Annotated in this window: 15 protein-coding genes; 9 read left to right on the top strand and 6 right to left on the bottom strand. The window is 61.8% G+C overall.

Translation table 11 applies throughout. The annotated features are described in order from the left end of the window. Position 1: 1 nt before the first annotated feature. Complete coding sequence (locus EYW45_RS05850) at positions 2-970, bottom strand: LysR substrate-binding domain-containing protein (RefSeq protein ID WP_235938866.1); 969 nt, start codon at positions 968-970, stop codon at positions 2-4. Between the two features lie 270 nt (positions 971-1240). Here EYW45_RS05850 and EYW45_RS05845 point away from each other — a divergent pair, with 270 nt between their 5' ends. Continuing rightward, entirely contained in the window at positions 1241-3088 is a 1848-nt protein-coding gene (locus EYW45_RS05845) for a CocE/NonD family hydrolase (protein WP_161134402.1), read from the top strand. A gap of 25 nt (positions 3089-3113) precedes the next feature. Further along, on the top strand, positions 3114-4142 hold the full coding sequence (locus EYW45_RS05840; RefSeq protein WP_161134401.1) for an ABC transporter substrate-binding protein: 1029 nt from the start codon (positions 3114-3116) through the stop codon (positions 4140-4142). A gap of 58 nt (positions 4143-4200) precedes the next feature. On the opposite strand, the gene EYW45_RS05835 is transcribed toward EYW45_RS05840, so the two are convergent. Beyond that, positions 4201-5178, bottom strand: a complete 978-nt coding sequence (locus EYW45_RS05835) for an SDR family NAD(P)-dependent oxidoreductase (protein WP_161134400.1) — start codon at positions 5176-5178, stop codon at positions 4201-4203. A 158-nt stretch (positions 5179-5336) separates the two neighbouring features. Here EYW45_RS05835 and EYW45_RS05830 point away from each other — a divergent pair, with 158 nt between their 5' ends. Genes EYW45_RS05830 through EYW45_RS05820 form a run of 3 tightly spaced genes read left to right on the top strand, consistent with a single transcriptional unit; the run spans position 5337 to position 7784 of the window. Continuing rightward, positions 5337-6275, top strand: coding sequence for an AraC family transcriptional regulator (locus tag EYW45_RS05830; protein ID WP_161134399.1), 939 nt, complete (start codon positions 5337-5339; stop codon positions 6273-6275). 17 nt (positions 6276-6292) lie between these two features. Beyond that, positions 6293-7333: an MBL fold metallo-hydrolase gene (locus EYW45_RS05825; RefSeq protein ID WP_161134398.1), complete on the top strand. Its 1041-nt coding sequence runs from the start codon at positions 6293-6295 to the stop codon at positions 7331-7333. Positions 7334-7367: 34 nt separating this feature from the next. Continuing rightward, the gene (locus tag EYW45_RS05820; RefSeq protein WP_161134397.1) at positions 7368-7784 is read left to right on the top strand and encodes a RidA family protein; all 417 of its coding nucleotides are present in this window, start codon (positions 7368-7370) and stop codon (positions 7782-7784) included. A gap of 140 nt (positions 7785-7924) precedes the next feature. On the opposite strand, the gene EYW45_RS05815 is transcribed toward EYW45_RS05820, so the two are convergent. Together EYW45_RS05815 and EYW45_RS05810 are read right to left on the bottom strand one after the other, a co-directional pair. Beyond that, entirely contained in the window at positions 7925-13213 is a 5289-nt protein-coding gene (locus tag EYW45_RS05815) for an autotransporter domain-containing protein (protein ID WP_161134625.1), read from the bottom strand. A gap of 324 nt (positions 13214-13537) precedes the next feature. Then, a complete protein-coding gene (locus EYW45_RS05810) occupies positions 13538-13927 on the bottom strand; it encodes a MerR family transcriptional regulator (RefSeq protein WP_161134396.1) in 390 nt (129 codons plus the stop codon). Between the two features lie 88 nt (positions 13928-14015). On the opposite strand from EYW45_RS05810, the gene EYW45_RS05805 reads away from it, so the two are divergent. Next, on the top strand, positions 14016-14948 hold the full coding sequence (locus EYW45_RS05805; protein ID WP_235938864.1) for an alpha/beta fold hydrolase: 933 nt from the start codon (positions 14016-14018) through the stop codon (positions 14946-14948). Between the two features lie 92 nt (positions 14949-15040). Here the strand turns inward: EYW45_RS05805 and EYW45_RS05800 are convergent, their stop codons facing one another. Continuing rightward, positions 15041-15706: an MSMEG_1061 family FMN-dependent PPOX-type flavoprotein gene (locus EYW45_RS05800; protein WP_407924902.1), complete on the bottom strand. Its 666-nt coding sequence runs from the start codon at positions 15704-15706 to the stop codon at positions 15041-15043. Between the two features lie 235 nt (positions 15707-15941). On the opposite strand from EYW45_RS05800, the gene EYW45_RS05795 reads away from it, so the two are divergent. Together EYW45_RS05795 and EYW45_RS05790 are read left to right on the top strand one after the other, a co-directional pair. After that, positions 15942-16718: an AraC family transcriptional regulator gene (locus tag EYW45_RS05795; RefSeq protein ID WP_161134394.1), complete on the top strand. Its 777-nt coding sequence runs from the start codon at positions 15942-15944 to the stop codon at positions 16716-16718. Positions 16719-16986: 268 nt separating this feature from the next. After that, positions 16987-18177 carry a benzoate/H(+) symporter BenE family transporter gene (locus EYW45_RS05790; RefSeq protein WP_161134393.1) on the top strand — a complete coding sequence of 397 codons (1191 nt, stop codon included), beginning with the start codon at positions 16987-16989 and terminating at the stop codon, positions 18175-18177. 54 nt (positions 18178-18231) lie between these two features. Here the strand turns inward: EYW45_RS05790 and EYW45_RS05785 are convergent, their stop codons facing one another. Further along, positions 18232-19155 carry a LysR family transcriptional regulator gene (locus tag EYW45_RS05785; protein WP_161134392.1) on the bottom strand — a complete coding sequence of 308 codons (924 nt, stop codon included), beginning with the start codon at positions 19153-19155 and terminating at the stop codon, positions 18232-18234. 145 nt (positions 19156-19300) lie between these two features. Here EYW45_RS05785 and EYW45_RS05780 point away from each other — a divergent pair, with 145 nt between their 5' ends. Next, on the top strand, positions 19301-19711 hold the full coding sequence (locus tag EYW45_RS05780; protein ID WP_161134391.1) for a RidA family protein: 411 nt from the start codon (positions 19301-19303) through the stop codon (positions 19709-19711). The last annotated feature ends 65 nt before the right edge of the window (positions 19712-19776 follow it).

The following is a 19776-nucleotide window of genomic DNA, read 5'->3' as shown; positions in this document are numbered from 1 at the left end:
GTCAGCCCCCCAGCCACGTCACGCCTTTCCAGCGGCCATCCTGCGCCATATCGCGTACGAGTTCGAACGTGAGCCGCTGCACGGCCATGCAAGCGAGACTGCTTTGCGCCGAGGTCGACATGCACAACGAGATGCGGCGCTTGAGTTCGCGATCGGCGATCGGCGTGCCCACAATCGGCGGGTTCAAACCCTCGGCACCCGCCAATGCCGACCACGGCAGGATGGTCCAGCCGTGACCGCGCTGCACCGACGAGAGCAGGATCGATACCGCGCTGGTTTCGGCCACCAGCCGCAGCGGCAAGGCCGCGTCCGCAAAGGCGCGATCCACCGTCACACGCACTGAATTTGGAAAGCTGGGCAGCAACAGCGGCAACGCCGCCACTTCCGCCAGCGTGACCGCGTCCTGACCGGGGAGCGCCTGGCCCACCAGCATCAACTGCTCTTCAAGCAACGGCACGACCTGCATACGCGGTTGCGGCTGCACGTTCATGGCGATCGCCAACTCCAACCGCTGCGTGGCCACCGATTCGGCCAGCCCGAGACTCGATCCCTCCACCAATTCGAACGTGACCTGCGGCAAGTGCTGCGCAACGGCTTCGATCAGGGGCATGGCCAACACGCGCGAGGTGCTGGTCGGCAAGCCGATGCTCACGTGTCCCGATGGAATATCGCGCCCATGCTCCACCGCGGCGCGCGCCTCATCCATCTGGCGAATCACCATCTTGGCGTGCCGATACAGGATGCTGCCGGTGTGCGTGGGCTGCACCCCGGCGGGGCCGCGCACGAGCAGCTTGGTATCGAGCTCGCTTTCCAGCTTGGCCACCTGCTGGCTCAACGACGGCTGCGCGATATGCAGCGCATCGGCGGCGGCCGTGATGCTTTCGAGCTCGACGATGCGCGTGAAATAGCGCAACTGGCGAATGTCCATGGCGCAGGCCACATAGGATGAAGTTATCGGATAACGAATCATGTCCTAATCGGGCGCGCGAATGCGCCTCGCCATACTAGCGATTACCCCTATGAAAACGGTCTGGATTCAAGCCTGCACCAGGGAGATAGGTTTAACCAATGTGACCATCGGCAATCGGTATTTGTGGATACGCGCAATGCGTTCCTAAGATAAATAGAGATGTCATCACTGCCTGGCTCAGTAGGTGAAGAAGCATCGAAAGCGCCATCTGAGGTCTCATCCAAAGCCGCATCGAAAGCCACACCTAACGCCGCATCCAACGCTGCAACCATGACCACACCGATTCAAACTTCCCACACCAACGCCTGGTCCATTCCCCCGCATGACTATGAGGCGCAGCGCCCGGTCGCATATCGGTTGCCCGATGCACCGGCATCGCGCTACCTCACCATGCGCGATGGATGCCGTCTGGCGATCGACGTTTATGTGCCGGAGCCGTTGAACGAGGGCGGTAGCACCACCCAACACCCCACCCTCACCCTATTCACCCCGTACTACCGCCGCTTCAAGATGGCGGCCAACGCCGAGGGCGATCGCGGCCCGAACACGGCCAAGTTCCGTGATTACTTCGTGCCGCGCGGCTATGTGGTGGTGGTGATCGACGTGCGTGGCACCGGTGCGAGCTTCGGCACGCGCGATAGTTTCCGTTCACCCAAAGAGCGTGACGACAGCCGCGAAGTGGTGGACTGGATCGTGGCGCAGCCATGGTCTGACGGCAAGGTGGGCGCGACCGGCATTTCGTATCCCGGCGCCGCTTCGGATTTCCTCGCCAGCACGGGCCATCCGGCCGTCAAAGCCATCGCACCGCTGTTCGCCGTGTGGGATACCTACACCGACAACTACTTCCCTGGCGGCATCCAGCTCAAGGCGCTCACGCAAAGCTACGACGATCTGATGGTGGCGCTCGATCACGATCAGCGCCACATGCTGCATCGCTTCGTGTACTACGCGAATCCGGCTTACGAAGGCCCGCAACCGGTGGATGAGGACCCCAACGGCGAGCTGCTGAAGCAAGCGATTACGGAACATCTGGGCAATTTCCGCCAGACGGAATTCATGCCCGAGTTCAAGTTTCGCGAAGAGGCGTTGCCGTACGACGCCGCGTTCAGTTCCGCATCGTTCAGTCCGTACGCGACATCGGGCGGCGTGCGCGAAGACGTCGCCATTCTGTCGATGTCGGGCTGGATGGATGGCGCGGGTTATTCCAATGCCGCCATCTCCCGCTTTCTCACACTCGATAAAAACCCACGTCACCTCGTACTTGGCCCGTGGGATCACGGCGCACGCATCGATGTCTCGCCGTGGCGCACGAGCACCATGGCCGACTTCCCGTGGCTTGCCGAAGTGCTGCGTTTCTTCGATCACTACCTGATGGGCCTTGATACGAGCCTTGCCGACGAAGCGCCCGTTCATTACTTCTCCCTGCATGCGCAAGCGTGGAAATCGGCGGCACAGTGGCCGCCCGAACCCGAGCACACCACGCTGCACTTCGCTGCCGACGGCGCACTGACGGCGCAAGCCGGTACGGCCGGCGAAGATACCTGCCAGGTCGACTTCAGCCTGGGAACGGGCGCTGGCACCCGCTACGAGCGCATTGCCGCGATCAACAGCACCGAGTACTACCCCGACTGGCAGGGCCGCACCGATCGCATGCTGAGCTTCACGTCGGCGCCCCTGACCGCGCCCGCCGAGCTGGCCGGTCACGTCATTGCCGATCTATGGTTTTCGGCCAGCGAGCCGGATGCCGCGCTCTTCGTTTATCTGACTGAAATCGAAGCCGACGGCACGGAGCGCTACGTGACCGAAGGCCTGCTGCGCGCGCTGCATCGCAAGGAAACACCGTGCCCCGATACGTACCGCACCACGTGGCCGTTTCGCACCTTCACCCGCCAGGATGCCGCGCCCCTCGTGCCCGGGCGCGTCGAACACATCCGCCTGGGGCTGCTGCCTGTGGCCTGGCAGTTCGCCGCCGGTAGCCGCATCCGCGTGTCCGTGGCGGGCGCCGATGCCGACCATTGCGGCCAAGTGCCGCATGGCCGTCCGCCCGCACTCACGTTCACTCGCGGTGCCGATCGCGCGTCGCGCATCGCGCTGCCCATGCGCCCCGTTTCCGCCTAACCCCTCCACCTCACAGGAAAGCTCCATGACCAACATGACTCGACGCCACTTGCTGCAAGGCGCTGCCGCCGGACTGCTGTTGCCCAACATGGCGTTTGCCGCCGAAGAGCAGGTCGTCGTCGGCACCTGGGGCGGCGACTTCGGCAACATCCTGCGCGCGGGCGTGGACGAACCGCTCATCACGCCCATGGGCATGACGGTGGTTCAAGATGTGGGCGCCCCCATGCAACGGCGCACAAAACTACTGGCCGAACGCAATGCGCGCCGGGGCAGTATGGACGTGGCCTGCCTGGCGGATTTCGATATCTACGCCGCGCAGCAGTTGGGCGCGCTGGAAGAGATCACCACGGCCAACGTGCCGCGCACGGCGCAAGTGCTGCCGTTTTTGAAAAAGACGCACTCGATTCCGCATATCTATTCGGCACACGTCATCGTGTACAACACCGAGAAAATCAAAACACCGCCTGCTGCGTTTGCCGATCTCTGGGACCCAAAATATCGCGGCAAAGTGGGCCTTACCGATTTTCTATTCACCACCAACACCACCATCGCGGCCATCGTCGGCGGCGGCTCGCCCACGAACTTCGAGCCCGCCGCCGGCAAACTCGCCGAGCTGCGCGACCTCGATGTGAAAATCCTGCCGTCCACCGAATCGCTCGCCACCGCCCTGAAATCGGGCGATATCTGGATCACCGTGATTGCAGCGGCGCGGGCCTTCATGTGGAATCAGGCCGGGCTACCCGTGGCGCACGCGTTTCCGTCCGAAGGCGGATTTCCCACGTTGTATGAAGCGGCCGTTCCAAAGAATGCGCGCAACAAGGATGCGGGTTTGAAATACGTGAATGCCATGCTCGAACCGCAGGCGCAATTGGCCTTCGCGCAACGCATGGGCTACTTGCCCACGGTTAAAGACGCCAAACTGCCCGACGATCTCAACCGTGCCATCGCGTTTACCGAAAAGCAGCAAGACAATCTGCTGCAACTCGACTACGGCTATCTGCAAGCCAATCAGGCAAAAATGCTGGAGATGTGGAATAAAACGTTCAAGGCGTAAGGCTGGGCGATGCGGGGCGCGGCGGGGTGGCGCGACACGCCAATCTAGCGCTCGCGCCTCAGTTCGACATCACCGGCGCACCCACCATATCCAGCGACATCTCCCACAGCAGACTACTGGCCTGCGGGTCCCGCGCCCATTCGCGTACGCTGTTCGGCTCGAAGGCCGCGTCGCTGCTGTCTGCCATCGGGGCGGCTTCATTACAGTCTGACAAGTACCGTCCGCCTTTGCGCGCAAACTCGCGCGAGAGCGCCGCGACCAGCGTGGTCGCCGCACCCTGGCGCACGGTTTTCCTTCGCAGCAGCCCGCGTCGCTCCATCTCGTCCCAGGCCTTTTTGGTGTCGGGCGGCACGTAGCGCTGCAATCGCGTGGCGGCAAATCCCGGATTGACCGCGTGCGCCACGATGCCGTCGTGCGCCCACCGCGCACTGGCTTCCACCGCGAACAGGGCGGCGGCGGTCTTCGACTGCGCGTAGGCCGTCCACGGGTCATAGCGCCGTCGTTCGAAATGCGGATCTTCGAAATCGACGGGAGCAAGCGCATGCGCCCCGGAGCTCACACTCACGATCCGCGCCTCGCCCCGCGCGTCGGCCCCACGGCATAGCGCTTCATGCAGGCCCAGCGCCAGTTCGAAGTGGCCCAGGTAATTGGTGGCAAAGTGCCGTTCCCAGCCCTCGGGCGTGCGGGACAATGGGCACGCCATGACCCCGGCATTATTGATGAGCAGGTGGAGCGGCCCGCGCCAGCCGTCGGCCAGGCGGCCGATCGAGCCCCGATCGGCCAGATCGAGCTGCACGCCCCGCACACGGCGGCTTCCCGTTTCGCTCACGATCTCGGCCAGCGCCGACCAGCCCGCACGCTCTTCACGCACGGCCAGCACGACCTCGGCGCCCGCACGCGCCAGCGCCTTGGCCGTTTCAACACCGATGCCGGAACTGGCGCCGGTTACCAGCGCACGCACGCCGGTAAGATCGACCCCGCGCACGACATCATCAGCGGTACTCAGCGCATTGAATGGTGTGGCAATCAACGTCATCGCACTTCTCCCTATGTTGAAGGCGAGAGTCTATGGCCGTGCTGCGACGCAGCGTTAGCCCAAACCTTCCTTGTTCTTGCCTAATCCTCTGGCGCACCTTGTGTTGTGAATTCAAAGACATACACTTGGCCATCACATGATTTCGACCCGGAGCCCGCATGCGATTGGCCGCCAACGACGACTTGAATCAGACCCATATCGACCGCGACGCCGAAACGCGCACGATGCTTGCCGATACGATCACTCGCCATATGGGGGACAACGTGGGATGCGACACCGCCGTTCCGGGCTTGAGCTTCTATCGTTGCGGCAAAGCGGCCAAGTCCGTCACCGCGATCTACGAGCCCTGCTTGGGTGTGATCGTGCGCGGCCGCAAACGTATCGAGCTCGCCGGCCACGTGCACGAGTACGACGACACCGGCTTCATGCTTGCCGCTATCGACCTGCCGGTGACCTCGATGGTCATGGATGCAGGCGGCATGAAGGATTTCCTCTCGATGGTGCTGAAGATCGATCTGGAAATGGTGCGTGAGGTCGCTGCGGCCACCGACGCCGAAACGCTCGCCCCTTCCACTCCCGCCACCGGTCTGGCGTTCGGTCCGATGACCCCGGCGCTACTGGATGCGCTCAGCCGATTGGTGGGCTTGATCGACACCCCGCGCGACATCCCCGTGATGAGCAATCTGCTGCAGCGAGAGATCCTGTACCGCGTGCTCAATAGTCCGGTGGGCGGGCGCTTGCGGCAAACCGCCCTGGCCGGCACGCAGAGCAACCTCACGGCGCGCGCCATCGCCTGGTTGCGCGAAAATTTTGCGCAAGCGATCAGCGTGGAAGACCTGGCCGAAATTTCGAATATGGGCGTCTCTACGCTGCACCATCACTTTCGCGCGATGACCGCAATGAGCCCGCTGCAATACCAGAAGCATTTGCGATTGCATGAAGCGCGCCGCCTGATGCTGGCGGAAAACGTGGCGGCAGGCACCGCGGCGATGCAGGTGGGCTACGAAAGCGCCACGCAGTTCAGCCGCGAATACCGGCGGTTGTTTGGCGCGCCGCCGCTGCAGGATATCAAAGCCATTCGCGCCACTGCGGCGTAGCGCATCGAAAACCCACCATGTCTCTTTCTTCGCCAAGCCTGCCCTCCCCGCCTGACCGCGTCGCAACCGCCTCGCCAACCCCTTCACAGCGTCACAACTGCAAGTATCGGAACGTCGTACCCCGCCAAGCCATGGGTGTCGCCAAAACGATGACCATCATGTGGCGCATGCTGACGCAAAAGCGTGCCGATACGCGCCCCGCCTCGCCCGTGCCTGTGGAGGCGCTCACCGCCGAGCAGCTTGCCGCCGCGCCCAATGCCAGTCTCTTTCGCCTGGGCCACTCCACGCTCCTGCTCAAGCTCGACGGTGCATTCTGGCTCACCGACCCCGTCTTCGCTGAACGCGCGTCGCCGTTGCAATGGATGGGCCCCAAGCGGTTTCATCCGCCCCCCATCGCCATCGCAAACCTGCCGCCCATCAAGGGCATCCTCCTTTCCCACGACCACTACGATCACCTCGACTACGTCGCGATCAGAATGCTCGCCCCCAAGGTTGACGTGATCGTGACGCCGCTGGGTGTCGGCGACCGCTTGATCTCGTGGGGCGTGGACGCCCACAAGGTGCGCCAGCTCGACTGGTGGCAGGAAACAACGGTCGACGGCATCACCTTTGCCGCCACACCCGCGCAGCATTTTTCAGGACGCGGGATTCGCGACAGCGACCGTGCGCTGTGGGCCTCGTGGGTGATTCTGGCGGGCGATCTGCGATTGTTCTTCAGCGGCGATTCCGGTTACCACACGCATTTCAAAGCCATCGGCGATCGTTACGGCCCGTTCGATGTGGCGATGGTGGAAAACGGCGCTTATAACGACCAATGGCCAGACGTGCACATGCAGCCCGAAGAAACGCTGCAAGCCTTTCTCGACCTGCGCGGCCAGTGGCTGATGCCGGTGCATAACGGCACCTTCGATTTGGCGATGCATCCGTGGCATGAGCCGATGGACCGCATTTTGGCATTGGCCGACAAGGCGGGTGTGAAACTGGCGACGCCGATGATGGGCGAGCGCCTGGCGCTGGACGCACCGCATGAAGGGCAACGATGGTGGGTCGGGGTATAACCGCCTTCTACCTTCAACACACAAGGCGCTTCCCATGACCGACCGCGACGTCATCATCCCTGCCACCATGCGCAACATCGTCGAGCGCGCGGGTTACGCACCCGCCGTCAAAGTGGGCGCCACCCTATATTGCTCCGGTCAGGTGGGCCGTACGGCCAACATGGAAGTGATCCCCGACCCCGAAGCGCAATTCGTGGCGTGCTGGGAAAACGTGCGAACGGTGCTTGAGGCTGGCGGATGCACGTTCGACGATGTGGTCGAGATGACCACGTATCACGTCGACATGACCCGTCACATGCCTGTGTTTCGCGATGTGAAGGATCGGCTGTTTCCGCGCGGCATCAGCGCGTGGACATGCATCGGCGTCACCGAATTGGCGCACCCGGGATTGCTGGTGGAGATCAAGTGCATCGCCGTGGCGCGCACCACCACGATGAACCCGCTCGATTAGCGCCCATGCATTCGAGGTAGAAGGCCGCGCGACCGAATCGGGGCGCGGCGCGCGACATTCAACCCATGCAACACCAATAAAAAAGCCGGCACTGCATCGTGCAGTGCCGGCTTCGATTCGCCGATTAAGCGACCCTCGCGTTAGAACGCTACGCGCAGATACAGGCCGCCAGCGTTATCGCGGTTGCCGTTACCGAACTGGCCGCTATAGCTCAAGCCCAGCGCGGTGTTGCGCGACACCGCCACTTCGGCGCCCAGGTCCACCACGGCGGCGTCCTTGGCGATCGGCGCACCGGCCACGCGGAACGCGCCTGCACCGCCTTCAAGCAGCGACAACTGCGCCTTCGGCGTCAAGCCGCCGAACGCATGGCGCCAGCCCAGACCAGCTTGCAGTGCCACATCGGCCGGACCCACTTGCACTTGCGTCTTGCTGCGCAAGCCGAGTGTGGTCGTGGTCACGTCTTCGTTGCCCGACGTACCGCGCAGTGCCGCACTGCCGCCGTTTTCACGGAAGCCTTGCGTGTGCTGGTTCAGGTACGCCACGCCGGCATACGGCTCAACCGTCACGCGGCTGTTGACCGGAATCGCGTAGCCCAACTCACCAAACACTTGCGCCGTCGAGGCGTCGTAGGCGGCCTTCAGCTCCTGACCGCCACCCAGGCTCACGCTGCGACGCGTATCGACGTCGTGCCACGTATAGCCCGCGCCCACCATGGCGTTCAGACTGCCCACGCCCAGCTTCCAGCTATTGCCGCCGTAAATACCCAGCGAGTAGCTGTCCACATCGGCACGCGACTGACGATCACGCACGCGCACGCTGCCGTCGGTATAACCGAACACACCGCCCACGCGCCAACCGCCGCGCACCAACGTATCGCCGCCCAGGTACAGGCCATACAGATCCTGTTCCAGACGCGCCGAACCGTTCTTGCCATCCATGCGCTGCCAATTACCCACCACCTGGCCCCAAACCGGACGCGCCGAACCCGGCAATGCCGAACTCGTGGTCGCGGCCGTCGACGCCGTCGGGGCACCCGCTGCCATGCCGTTATCCAGATTGCCGCGCAAGCGCTGCGAAATGGTATTGGGCAACAGCGACGCGCTGGCGATCAAGGCCGAACGCGTGCTGGCATGCACTTCGCCCGACAACTGATCGAAGGCCTTGGCCGGTTCCGGGTTTTGATAGGCATCGTCCACGGCCGGGTTGGTGCCGACGGACGGCAACGTGTTGTCCACCACTTCTTGCTGGTTCTCGGTCAGCGGCAGTTCTTCAACCTTTTTCTCGTCCACCGTCAGACGCACGGCCACGGCATTCGCGCCGTACACCGGTGTCAGCTTCACGATCTCGGTGCCCGTGTAGGCCGTGCTCAGGAACGGCGTGATCGCACCGGCTGCGGTCAGCACGGTGTAGTCGTAGTTCAGGCGATAGCCGCCCGTGCCGTTTTCCTGGCTCACCCGCAACGCGGTCTTGCTCAGATCTGCGCCGCCACCGGTGACGTCGATACGATCCGACTGACCGGCCGCGTTGATCTCGGCGTCATACACCGTACCCACGCCCCAGTTGATCTGGTTGACCGTGACCACACCTACCGAGTTGCCCGGGCGCACAAAAGAATTGTTCGACACATTGAGCGTGCCGCCAATCTTCCAGTTGCCGCCAAACACTGCAGCGTTGCTCACGTTCACGTCGCTGGTGGCGATGATGGGGTTGTCGATCGTGCCGCCCTTCGACACCGCGTTGTCACCCACGAGGTTGAGCGTCGACAACTGGCTGCCGCCGGTGAAGGTCAGGTTTTGACCGGCGGTGCCGACCAAGGTGTTGAACTCTTTCACGCCCTTGACTTGGCCGTTGAAGATCGCCTTGTTGCCCACGGTCACGTACGTGCCGGTGGTGTCGGTCGTGGTCACGCCGTCGAGGTTATCGATGATCGAACCGCTCGAGTTCGAACCATCCTGCAGATCCAGCACCACCTTGCCCGAACCCTCGGCCGTACGCGACACGCGCAACAGCACGCCGTTGTTCTCGGTCAACGTGCTGCCGGCACCCACCACGATGTTCTGGTTGGCATCGGCCTTCGTCAACGTCGAGAGCATCGATTCGTTCTTGGACTTGACCGTGGTGTTGCTCAGGGCAATGGTTGCGCCGTCGATCAGGCTCAAACCGCTGCCTTGCTCGGAGGTCAACGTGCTGTTCTTCGCGTACAACGCGCCGCCGTAGCCCACTTGCGCGGCATGGCTGTCGGCGCCGGTGACGGTCACGGTCGAATTGTTGAGGTTGACCGTGCCGGGGCCATCGGTCGAGACCGGGATGGGTGCACGCATGATCGTCCAATGTTCTTCCACGACCGGCGCACCGCCAGCCGCCACGCCATGGCTGGCGATGCCGGCCGTGGTCACGTTGACGTCATTGAGCGTGACTTCCGTCAGCATCGGCTGCTCGATCTCACCGCGAGCAAACGACAGTTCCTTCGACGAGGCGCCCGATGCGGAGACGCCGTAGGCGGCGTCGCCCGTCGTGGCGATCGTGCCGCGTGTGAGCGATGCGAGCGCACCGCCAGCAACCAGACCGTGCGCATCGGCACCCGTCGTGGTCAACGTGCTGTCGACCAGATCGAGCGTCGATCCCGAGGTGGACCGTGCCGCGATGGAGCGCTTGCCGGTCGTCGCGATCGACGCATTGCCGGTGACGGTGCTTTGGTACGTGGCCGACAAACCGTCGCTGCCATCGCTCTCGTAGCCCCAGTTGTAGGTGTATGAACCGCCGGCGGTCGAGATCTTGACGTCGGTCAGCTTGACCAACGAACGCGAGGCATAGATGCCGCGGGATGCGTCGCCTGAGGTCTTGATCGAGACACCGGTCAGCGTCACGCCAACGTCGTTGCCGTAGGTGTTCAACGCGGTCGAGTCGAGCCCCTTCGTCGTAATGCTGCCGCCCTGGAAGCTGATCTCGGCGTTGTCTGTGCTGACACCTTGCGCCGACTCGCCTTCGGTCGAGATGTTCGCGTAGCCGGTGACCTTGGCGCCATAACCTGCCGTGAGGCCGGCAGATCCGAGTCCGGTCGTTTTAATCGATGCTGTGTCGGACAACACAAGCTGTGCCTTTTGATTTACGTCGATGCCTGTGCTCCACCGGCCGGTCGTCGTCACCGCCACGCCGGAGGTGATGACGCTGTTCTCACCGACCGCCGCGATGCCGATGCCGGTTTCACCGGAGGTGGTCACGGAACCGCCCGTCAACGTGACCTTGCCATTGTCGGCATAAACACCGCGCGCCACCATGCCCGACGTGTTGATCACAGCCGAGCTGGTGATCTCGGCGCCGTTCTGCGCCACCAACGCGTTGCCCCAATCGCCCTCGGTTGTGATGGTGCCGCCATCGATCGTGGCTATGCCATTGTCGACCCGCACGCCGTTGGACTGCTGGCCTTTGGTGATGAAGACGCTATTGGTGCTCTTCAGCATGCCGCCGAATGCCACTTGCGCAGCGTTGGCTTCGCGACCAAGTGTTGTGACGGTAGTGTCGACCAAGAAGGCGTTACCCGCGCTCGTGCCGAAGTTGTTGCCTTGAACGATGTACTCGCCACCGGCCACCACGCCATGGCTCAATAAACCATTGGTGGTGACATTGACGCCCGTCAGATTCAATGTGCTGACCGTCGCGACGCTCGCCAACCGGCCGAAAATGACTTCCTGACCGTAGGCCGCCGCGCCGTAGGCGGCGGTGCCGCTCGTCGAGATCGATCCCTGGTCCATCTCGGATGTCGCGTTGAAAGCCACAAGGCCATGCGCGCTGTCACCCGTGGTGCCCAAGTCGCTGGCCTTCAGGGAGAGAAGTCCGTCGAACGACGCCACTGCAGCGCTTGCCCCAAATCCGGAGGTGGTAACGCGTGCCGAGCCGGTGATCAGGCTGGAGTACGACGACAACACACCATAGCTGGAATCGGTCCGGTTCTGAACATAGGTACCGGTCGTGTCGATGACGACGTTATTCAACATCACTTTGGCGTCGCTGGCGTAAACGCCGTGGGCACTGTCGCCGTAGGTCGTAATCTTGGTGCCATCGACCAAGGTCGTGCCTACCGAGCGACGCGCGACGAGACCGTAGGCGCCAATGCCGCCCGTCGTGATCTCGCCGCCCTGGAGAGTAGCGGCTGCTTCGCTGACGTCCACCCCAGAGGAAGCATACCCTTTGGTCTTGATCGTGCCTGCTGCGGTCACCGTAGCGCCTGAGCGTGCGCGAACGCCCACGCTGTAATCCGCTGAAGTGGTGATTTTGGACTTGCTTGTCAGATTGACGATACCGCCGTCTTCCGCCGCCACCGCAACGGTATTGCGGGCGTTGGTAGAGATTGTCGCACCGCTCGAAATCGAACCGTTGCTTGCGGCGAGGAGGCCAAACGCGTCCATGCCGAGCGTGGTCACTTGTCCCGACAAGTCGACCTTGGCACCATCAAGGGCAACAACGCCATGCGCGTTCGCGCCACGGGTGATGATCTTCGCCGTCCCGTCGACCCTTGTGCCGATACCGCTTGCAAACACACCATAACTTTGGGTGCCCTGGGTCTCGATCTCGTTACCTGGCAACAGCATTGCTGTAGCGCCGTTCTCTGCGAGAAGACCATGCGCATTAGGACCATCGGTCTTGATCGACGTCGCGATGTCCGCGCTGGCCTTCGACAGTGCAACGGCATGTGCTTCACTACCGATCGTGTTGATCGAGCCCCCGGTGATCTTGACTTTCGAGCGCGCCTCGGCGCGAACGCCCACCGCTGCGGGACCGCGTGTGGTAACCGCCGTGTCCAGCAAATCGACAACCGTGGCATCGCCCAATGCCAGTACACCCGCCGCATTCGGGCCCCAGGTGGTGATCGTGCTCGACGTCACCAAGCCCTTCACTGCACCATCGAACGCGCTGTGAAATTCAAGCCCAGCGCCGCCCATCCCTGCCGTGACAACAGTGACGCGATCAAGTGTGAGTTTGCTCGCCATTTCGTCAGAGAGCGGCTTGTTCTGGTACACGCGAATGCCGGCCGAATTGCTGCCATTCGTCGATACGGTCGACGTCTGCAGGTGCAGCGATGCGCCAGACTCGACAAGAACGGCAGCGTTATCTTGAATGGGGCTGACTGACAGCGCGTGGAACGACGAATCTGTGAACGAAGCCTTATTCCCGACCGGAACGTACAGGGCCAATTCGCCGTCGGTCTCAACGTTTACATTCGAACTTGCTTCATCGGGCTGTGCAACGTAGGTATTGCTCGGGACGGCAGCGGCCGGCAGGTGTGCACCCAACATGCTCAAAGCGAGCGTCCCGCCGACGAGGACCGAACGACTGCTGGAACTGCGTTTGCCGCGTCCCTTGGTGGCTTCAGAGACGGCGACGAAGCACTGCGTGCGGTCGCTCCAGATCGATTTGTATGCGCGGTTCATAAGGGGTGCAGACCTGATAGACGATTGACAGAAATGAAAGCGAGTTACATCAGGTCGCAAATATGTACGTTTGGCACGGAAAACTCAAAACATTATGTGTAATTCTGAAGCTATTTACACATTTCGTAGCTTTTAGGATGCATTTCCACACCATGTCAAACCGGGTTTGGAAAATTTGGAATCTGGCAGGCGTTTTAATTCTTTTTGGCACCATCGAAAGAATGAGCTACCAAACGATCAACGCCAATGAATCTCGCACTAATTGAATGGTGCAAAACAGCCAGTTCAGCGAAGCGCTGAATCGAGAAATTGGACGGCGAGCGTTTATTCGTCGAGCGGCGGCACGATGCCATCAGACAGCGTCTTCAGCAGACGAACCCGACGCTTTTCCAGATCCGCGATCTGGCGCTCAATCGAGAGCAGCCGCTTGCGCTGCACCTCACCCGCTTCGGTGCACGACGCCGCCCCCTCGATCAAACGCATGCAATCTGGAAACGCCTGAATATCCGCCAGGCTGAATCCGGTCGCGATCATCCGCTGGATCTGTTTGACCTGGATAACCGCCTCGATGGGAAACGTGCGGTAGCCATTGCTTGATCGACTCGATCGCAGCAAGCCCTGGTCGTCGTAATGGCGAATCGAGCGCACGCTGGCGCCCGTTGCTTCCGCAAGCTTGCCGATCGACAGTTGCTGGGGCGAGGGGTCGTTTTCCATACGGAAAAGATATCACGTTCAAACCGCTTGACCCTCACATCAATGGCAGGGTTGAGACTGTGCACTCGATCAAAATGGAGTACCGCACATGTTCACCCTTGCCCACCGGCGCGCCATGCTGGCGTTCGTTCTGCTCGCCGCGCTAATCATCACCGCCACCGCTTCGGCGGCCACCACGTCGGTGCCCACAAAAAGCTATACCGTGAACTCGCCAGATGGCGTCGAATTGGCCGTGCAAGAAGCCGGCAATCCCAATGGCCCTGCGATCATCTTTGTTCACGGCCTGCTCGGCAGCCATCTGAACTGGGAAAAGCAGCTCGCCAGCCCACAGCTGCAGCGCTATCGCTTGATCACCTACGACATGCGAGGGCACGGACTATCCGGCAAACCCGCGGTGGCTGCCGCCTACAGCGACGGCAAACGGTGGGCGGAGGATCTGAACGCCGTGATTGCCGCGTCGAAGGCATCGCGTCCAGTGCTGGTGGGCTGGTCATTAGGCGGTGCAGTAATCACGAACTACCTGGCGTCCTTTGGCGACGATCGCATCGCCGGAGCCATGTATGTGGGCGGAGTGATCGAGCTCAACGCCGATCAGATCGTGTCGCACCCGGCCATCTACCGTGATCTCGTCTCACCCGATCTCAAAACGCACCTCGACGCGGTTCGCGAGTTCTTGAGCCTGTGCTTTCAGACGCAGCCGGATTCGACGACCTTTATGCGCCTTTACGCCAACGCCGCCATGGCGTCATGGACCATGCAGAAAGCCGTGCAATCGATGTCGATCGCGTCTGACGGGTTGAGTAAAGCGCGCGTGCCGATGCTGATGGTGTATGGCGAGCAGGATGCGTTGGTGCATGCCAGGCCGTCGCTGGCGAGAGCACAGGTGCTGAACCCGAAGGTGCGCGGCGAGGTGTTTGCCAAGTCGGGGCACGCACCCTTCATTGAGGAGGCGGAGCGGTTCAATCAGGTGTTGGCGGGGTTTGCGGCCACCACGTTTGGGCAGGCTGCGTCGAGGCAATGAACTCACGCGTTATTTGAACGATGCGGTGGCTATTCGTTCCTCGCCGAGCTTTCTGCGCCAACGTACCCGAAACGCTAAGACCGCGTCATTGCTCAATACAGATTGGTGCGCACCGCCTGCGCATAGTGCGCATCGATCTGCTCGATCTGTGACTCGTCCACCTGAGCCTGCGCATCACCTAGTTTGCTGAGTTCAACCATCATCTTGCCGATCGACGGCAGCGTGCTGCGATCGATGCGCGCATCTTCTTGCCAGAGCTTCGAGCGATTGATCGCTTTGCCACAATGCATCAATACCTCGTCGATCACGACAACGGTCGCGGTCTTGGGAAGGCGGTCACCCTCTTTGAGTTGCTCCAGCAGTACCGGGTCTGTCGAGATTCGTCCCCGGCCGTTTATCCGCATGAACACCTCGAGCCCGGGAAATAGAAACACCATTCCCAGTCGATCATCCGACTCCAGATTGCGCAACGATTCGATGCGATTGTTGCCGGGCCAGTCGGCGTAGGCCACGGTGTGCTTATCGAGCACGTGCACAAATCCAGGCGGGCCGCCACGCGGCGACGCATCCAGCCCTCGCTCACTACCCGTGGCCAAACAAAAGAATGTGGCCGCTTTCAAATAGGCCTCATGAAAGCCAACAAGGTGATTCAACACCGCTTTCTGAATGCGTTCTGCCGGCGGATCATAAAGGGTGGCCAGTGCCGGCCGCTCACCGCCCTTGGGCGGATGATGAAGATCGGCAGGGGATGTCGCTATCCTGTCGTCGTCTCCATTCTGGCGTTCTGAACCGGCTGCGTTCTGGCGTTCTTCATCGGCGTCATTCCGGCGTTCTTCACCCGCGCCATTCCGACGTTGTTTAGCGGCCCTATCTTGATCGTCTACAGTGCCATTCATCGCTTGCGCTCCCATCGGTAAATGCGTGGGGACGAAGATAGCGCCGATGTTCTGCCGTCGATAAACTAAACCGGACAACACATATCATTCTTCCGCCATGGCTGACCTGAAGGTAGACGTACACGCAACCAACAGCGCGGATGATCCGGTGCTATTCGTCCTGACGGCGCACGGCAATGTTGAATTGGCGGCAGCGCCGCATCGGCATGCACGGGGCCAATTGTTTGGCTCGTTGCGGGGCCTGCTCACTGTTGAACTCGAAGAAGGCGTCTGGGTCGTCCCCGCCATCCACGCGGTTTGGCTGCCACCCCATCACACGCACGCCGGTCGAGCCCACGGTCCGTATCACGGCTGGAGCGTCTACATCGCCGAACAAGCTTGCGAGAATCTGCCCAAACGGCCTTGCACCCTGCGCACATCGGCATTACTGCGCGAAGCGGTGTTGCGTGCAGGCACATGGCCAGTCGAGCCTCTGGACGCGCCCAGAGCGCGGATTGCCGAAGTCATCCTCGATGAGATCCGCACCCTGCCCGTCGAGTCGCTCGGCTTACCCATGCCCCGGGACCCGCGCCTGCAAAACATTGCCAAGGCCCTGATCGCCGATCCCGCAGACGTCTTCGATATCGACCACTGGGCGCTGAAGGCCGCCATGAGCACGCGCACGCTGAGCCGCCGCTTCGTAGCAGAAACCGGTTTCAATTTTACGGCATGGCGCCAGCGTGCGCGGTTGATGCGATCGCTCGAAATGCTCGCGGGCGGCACGTCGGTGACGGCGATTGCACTCGACCTTGGCTATTCAACTGCGAGTGCTTACATCGGCCAGTTCAAACGCACATTCGGCGACACCCCTTCCGCTTATCGAACACGGCTGTGACGACGTCGACGTAGCCTTGGGTATGCCGCGACCTGGGCGATGCGCACTCACTGCTTGAAAAACGTTGTGCGCTATAACGCACAACGGTATGCTGTCCGCTTCTGGCATGCAACGCCGCTGGAAACAGCGCCGACTGAATAAGTCGACTGCACGTGCCAAATGCACATGCCAAATGTTTGGGTTCCAGACCAATGTTCTCGGCGAACAGCGCAAGCCCGCGGGACGCCCACAGAAAGCCCAGTCCTCATCATCTTCATCGTTGTCCCTCATGACCACGCCACTCACCGCTTCACGCAGCCTGCGCCGCGATCTCTCCACCGCCTCGGTCGTCGCAGGCTTCACCGCCGTGTTGATCGGCTACTCGAGCTCGGCCGCCATCGTCTTGCAGGCCGCCTACGCAGTCGGTGCCACGCCCACTCAGGCCCAATCCTGGCTGATGACGTTGGGCTTGGCGACCGGCGTGCTGTGCATTGCCATCTCGCTCTACTACCGTGCGCCGGTGCTCTTTGCCTGGTCCACGCCGGGCGCCGCATTGATCGGCTTGCTGCCGCCCGGCACTGGCATGAACGAAGCCGTTGCCGGTTTCATGTTTGCTGCCGCCCTCATGACCCTCTGCGGCGTAACGGGCCTCTTCGATCGCGTGGCGCGCGCCATTCCGCGTGAGCTTGCCGCAGCAATGTTGGCCGGCGTGCTCGTGCGGTTCGGTCTCACGCTGTTCGCTTCAGCTCAGGCGCACCTCGCTATCGTGCTCGGCATGCTGGTGGGCTATCTCGTCACAAAGCGCGTAGCGCCCCGATACGGCGTCTTGGCCGCACTCGCCATCGGCATAGCGATCTGGCTCTTCTCCGGCCAAGCCGAAATGGCGCAGCTCTCCTTTGCACTGCCAGCACTCGAGTGGGTGCCGCCCCATTTCTCGCTTCCCGCGATCGTGAGCATCGGCTTGCCACTGTTTATCGTGACCATCGCCTCGCAAAACCTGCCCGGCATCGCCGTGCTAAGGCAAAACCATTATCAAACCCCCGTGTCGCCACTCATCACGGCAAGCGGCTTGGTCACGCTCGTGCTTGCGCCCTTCGGCGTGTTTGCCGTCAACCTGGCGGCGATCACCGCGGCCATTTGCGCCGGTCCCGAAGCGCACGAAGATCCCGCGCGGCGCTATACCGCGTCAGTTGCTGCGGGCGTGTTTTATTTGCTGGCTGGGTTGGCCGGTGCGGCGATCGTCACGCTCTTCGCCGTGCTGCCGCCCGTTATCGTGGCGGCCATTGCCGGCATTGCGCTGCTGGGCACCTTGGGCGCGAGCCTAAGCGATGCCTTGCTCACGCCCACGCATCGCGAAGCCGCGCTGATTACGTTTCTGGTGACGGCATCGAACTTGAATCTGATGTCGATCAGCAGCCCGGTCTGGGGATTATTGGCCGGCGGACTGGTGATTGCCGTGGCCCACCGACGTCAAGGTTGAGCGCCGTAGCGAATCGGCGACCATACGCACGCCGCCCGAATATTCGTCACTCGATCAAACCGTGCGATCAACGCGCGGCGCATGCTCTGCCATCAACTCGATGACCCAATCGATAAATACGCGCAGCTTTGCACTCACGTGTCGGTTGGGTGGAAACGCGATATACATCGGCATCGACTCAAGCTGCCAATCTTCAAACAACTGCACAAGCTCACCGCTCGCCAGATGCCCTCGCGACATATAGTCCGGCAACCACAGCACGCCCAGCCCCGCCAAGCCTGCCGCAAGATACGCATTGCCATCGTCCACCGATAACGCGTGACGCCCATGCACCTTCACGCTCTCGTCACCGTGATGCATCGCATACGGCAACGCCTTGCCCGTGCGCGACCATAGAAAACCCACGATGCGGTGATGCGTACTCTCGAGTTCGTTGGGATGCAATGGCCGCCCCGCTTGCGCCAGATAGCTGGGTGCCGCAAACACACCAAGCTGAAGATCGCCAATATGCCGCGCCACGAGCGACTCATCCCTGATCTCGCCCCCACGCACCACGCAATCCACGTTGTCGCCGATCACATCCACGATGCGATCGCTCACGCCCACATCCAGTTGAATGTCTGGGTAGCGCGCATAAAACGCCGGTAGTGCCGGCACCAAAATCATGCGCGCAAACGGCGCCGGCACGTCCACCCGCAGCCGGCCACGCGGCAACGCCGATGCACTCGACAGGCTCGTCTCCGCATCGTCCATATCCGCCAGCAGCCGCAGCACGCGTTCGTAATACGCCGCCCCATCGGCCGTGAGATTCACCCGGCGCGTGGTGCGATTCAGCAGCTTCACGCGCAACCGCGCCTCCAGTTGCTGCACCAGCTGGGTCACCGTGGTCTTGCTCATGTGCAGCGTCTCGGCAGCTTTGGTGAAGCTGCCCGCTTCCACCACGCGTGCGAAGGCCTGCATTGCATCGAACCGGTCCATGGGGTGCTCCGAAAGCTCAGGGGATTATTTGGATTCTACAAACAGTGATGGATAGATGTGGGCGTTTATCAACCGCGCGTGGGGGCATACAGTAGGTTCATCGAACACACCGGGCCGGGAGCGGCCCTTTCTCAGGAGATTCTTGATGACGACTTCCAAATCCACCCGCGATGTTGTTTTCCCCGCTGGACGCCAGGCACTGTACGAACGCTATCGCTATTCGCCCGCGGTGCGATCCAATGGACTGCTGTTTGTTTCGGGCCAAGTCGGCAGCCGTGAAGACGGCACACCGGAGCCGGACCTCGAAGCCCAAGTGCGGCGCGCCTTCACGAATCTCAATGGGATTCTCGAAGCTGCGGGCTGCACGTTCAACGATGTGGTCGACGTCACGGTATTCATCGTCGATCCCGAAAAGAACTTCGAGAAAGCCTGGGCCGCAGTTGCAGAGTTCTGGGGCGAGGCGCCCTACCCGAACGTGACCGTGCCTGGCGTGACCTGGCTGGCAGGGTTTGATTTTGAGATCAAGGTGATTGCGCAGTTGCCGAAGGGTGACTGATCGGCAGGCCATCTCGGCTGCCGACGGCACATAGATGGCTCGTCATGCGGCACACGGGAATCTCA

The sequence above is a fragment of the Schauerella aestuarii genome (assembly GCF_009866805.1).
GTDB classification, from domain to species: Bacteria; Pseudomonadota; Gammaproteobacteria; order Burkholderiales; family Burkholderiaceae_B; genus Schauerella; species Schauerella aestuarii.
This window is presented reverse-complemented; position numbering and strand designations above follow the sequence as displayed.

Excerpts from the sequence above, each read along its gene's own strand:
- EYW45_RS05850 (WP_235938866.1), bottom strand. The coding sequence starts at position 970 with ATGATTCGTTATCCGATAACTTCATCCTATGTGGCCTGCGCCATGGAC.
- EYW45_RS05845 (WP_161134402.1), top strand. The coding sequence starts at position 1,241 with ATGACCACACCGATTCAAACTTCCCACACCAACGCCTGGTCCATTCCC.
- EYW45_RS05840 (WP_161134401.1), top strand. The coding sequence starts at position 3,114 with ATGACCAACATGACTCGACGCCACTTGCTGCAAGGCGCTGCCGCCGGA.
- EYW45_RS05835 (WP_161134400.1), bottom strand. The coding sequence starts at position 5,178 with ATGACGTTGATTGCCACACCATTCAATGCGCTGAGTACCGCTGATGAT.
- EYW45_RS05830 (WP_161134399.1), top strand. The coding sequence starts at position 5,337 with ATGCGATTGGCCGCCAACGACGACTTGAATCAGACCCATATCGACCGC.
- EYW45_RS05825 (WP_161134398.1), top strand. The coding sequence starts at position 6,293 with ATGTCTCTTTCTTCGCCAAGCCTGCCCTCCCCGCCTGACCGCGTCGCA.
- EYW45_RS05820 (WP_161134397.1), top strand. The coding sequence starts at position 7,368 with ATGACCGACCGCGACGTCATCATCCCTGCCACCATGCGCAACATCGTC.
- EYW45_RS05815 (WP_161134625.1), bottom strand. The coding sequence starts at position 13,213 with ATGAACCGCGCATACAAATCGATCTGGAGCGACCGCACGCAGTGCTTC.
- EYW45_RS05810 (WP_161134396.1), bottom strand. The coding sequence starts at position 13,927 with ATGGAAAACGACCCCTCGCCCCAGCAACTGTCGATCGGCAAGCTTGCG.
- EYW45_RS05805 (WP_235938864.1), top strand. The coding sequence starts at position 14,016 with ATGTTCACCCTTGCCCACCGGCGCGCCATGCTGGCGTTCGTTCTGCTC.
- EYW45_RS05795 (WP_161134394.1), top strand. The coding sequence starts at position 15,942 with ATGGCTGACCTGAAGGTAGACGTACACGCAACCAACAGCGCGGATGAT.
- EYW45_RS05790 (WP_161134393.1), top strand. The coding sequence starts at position 16,987 with ATGACCACGCCACTCACCGCTTCACGCAGCCTGCGCCGCGATCTCTCC.
- EYW45_RS05785 (WP_161134392.1), bottom strand. The coding sequence starts at position 19,155 with ATGGACCGGTTCGATGCAATGCAGGCCTTCGCACGCGTGGTGGAAGCG.
- EYW45_RS05780 (WP_161134391.1), top strand. The coding sequence starts at position 19,301 with ATGACGACTTCCAAATCCACCCGCGATGTTGTTTTCCCCGCTGGACGC.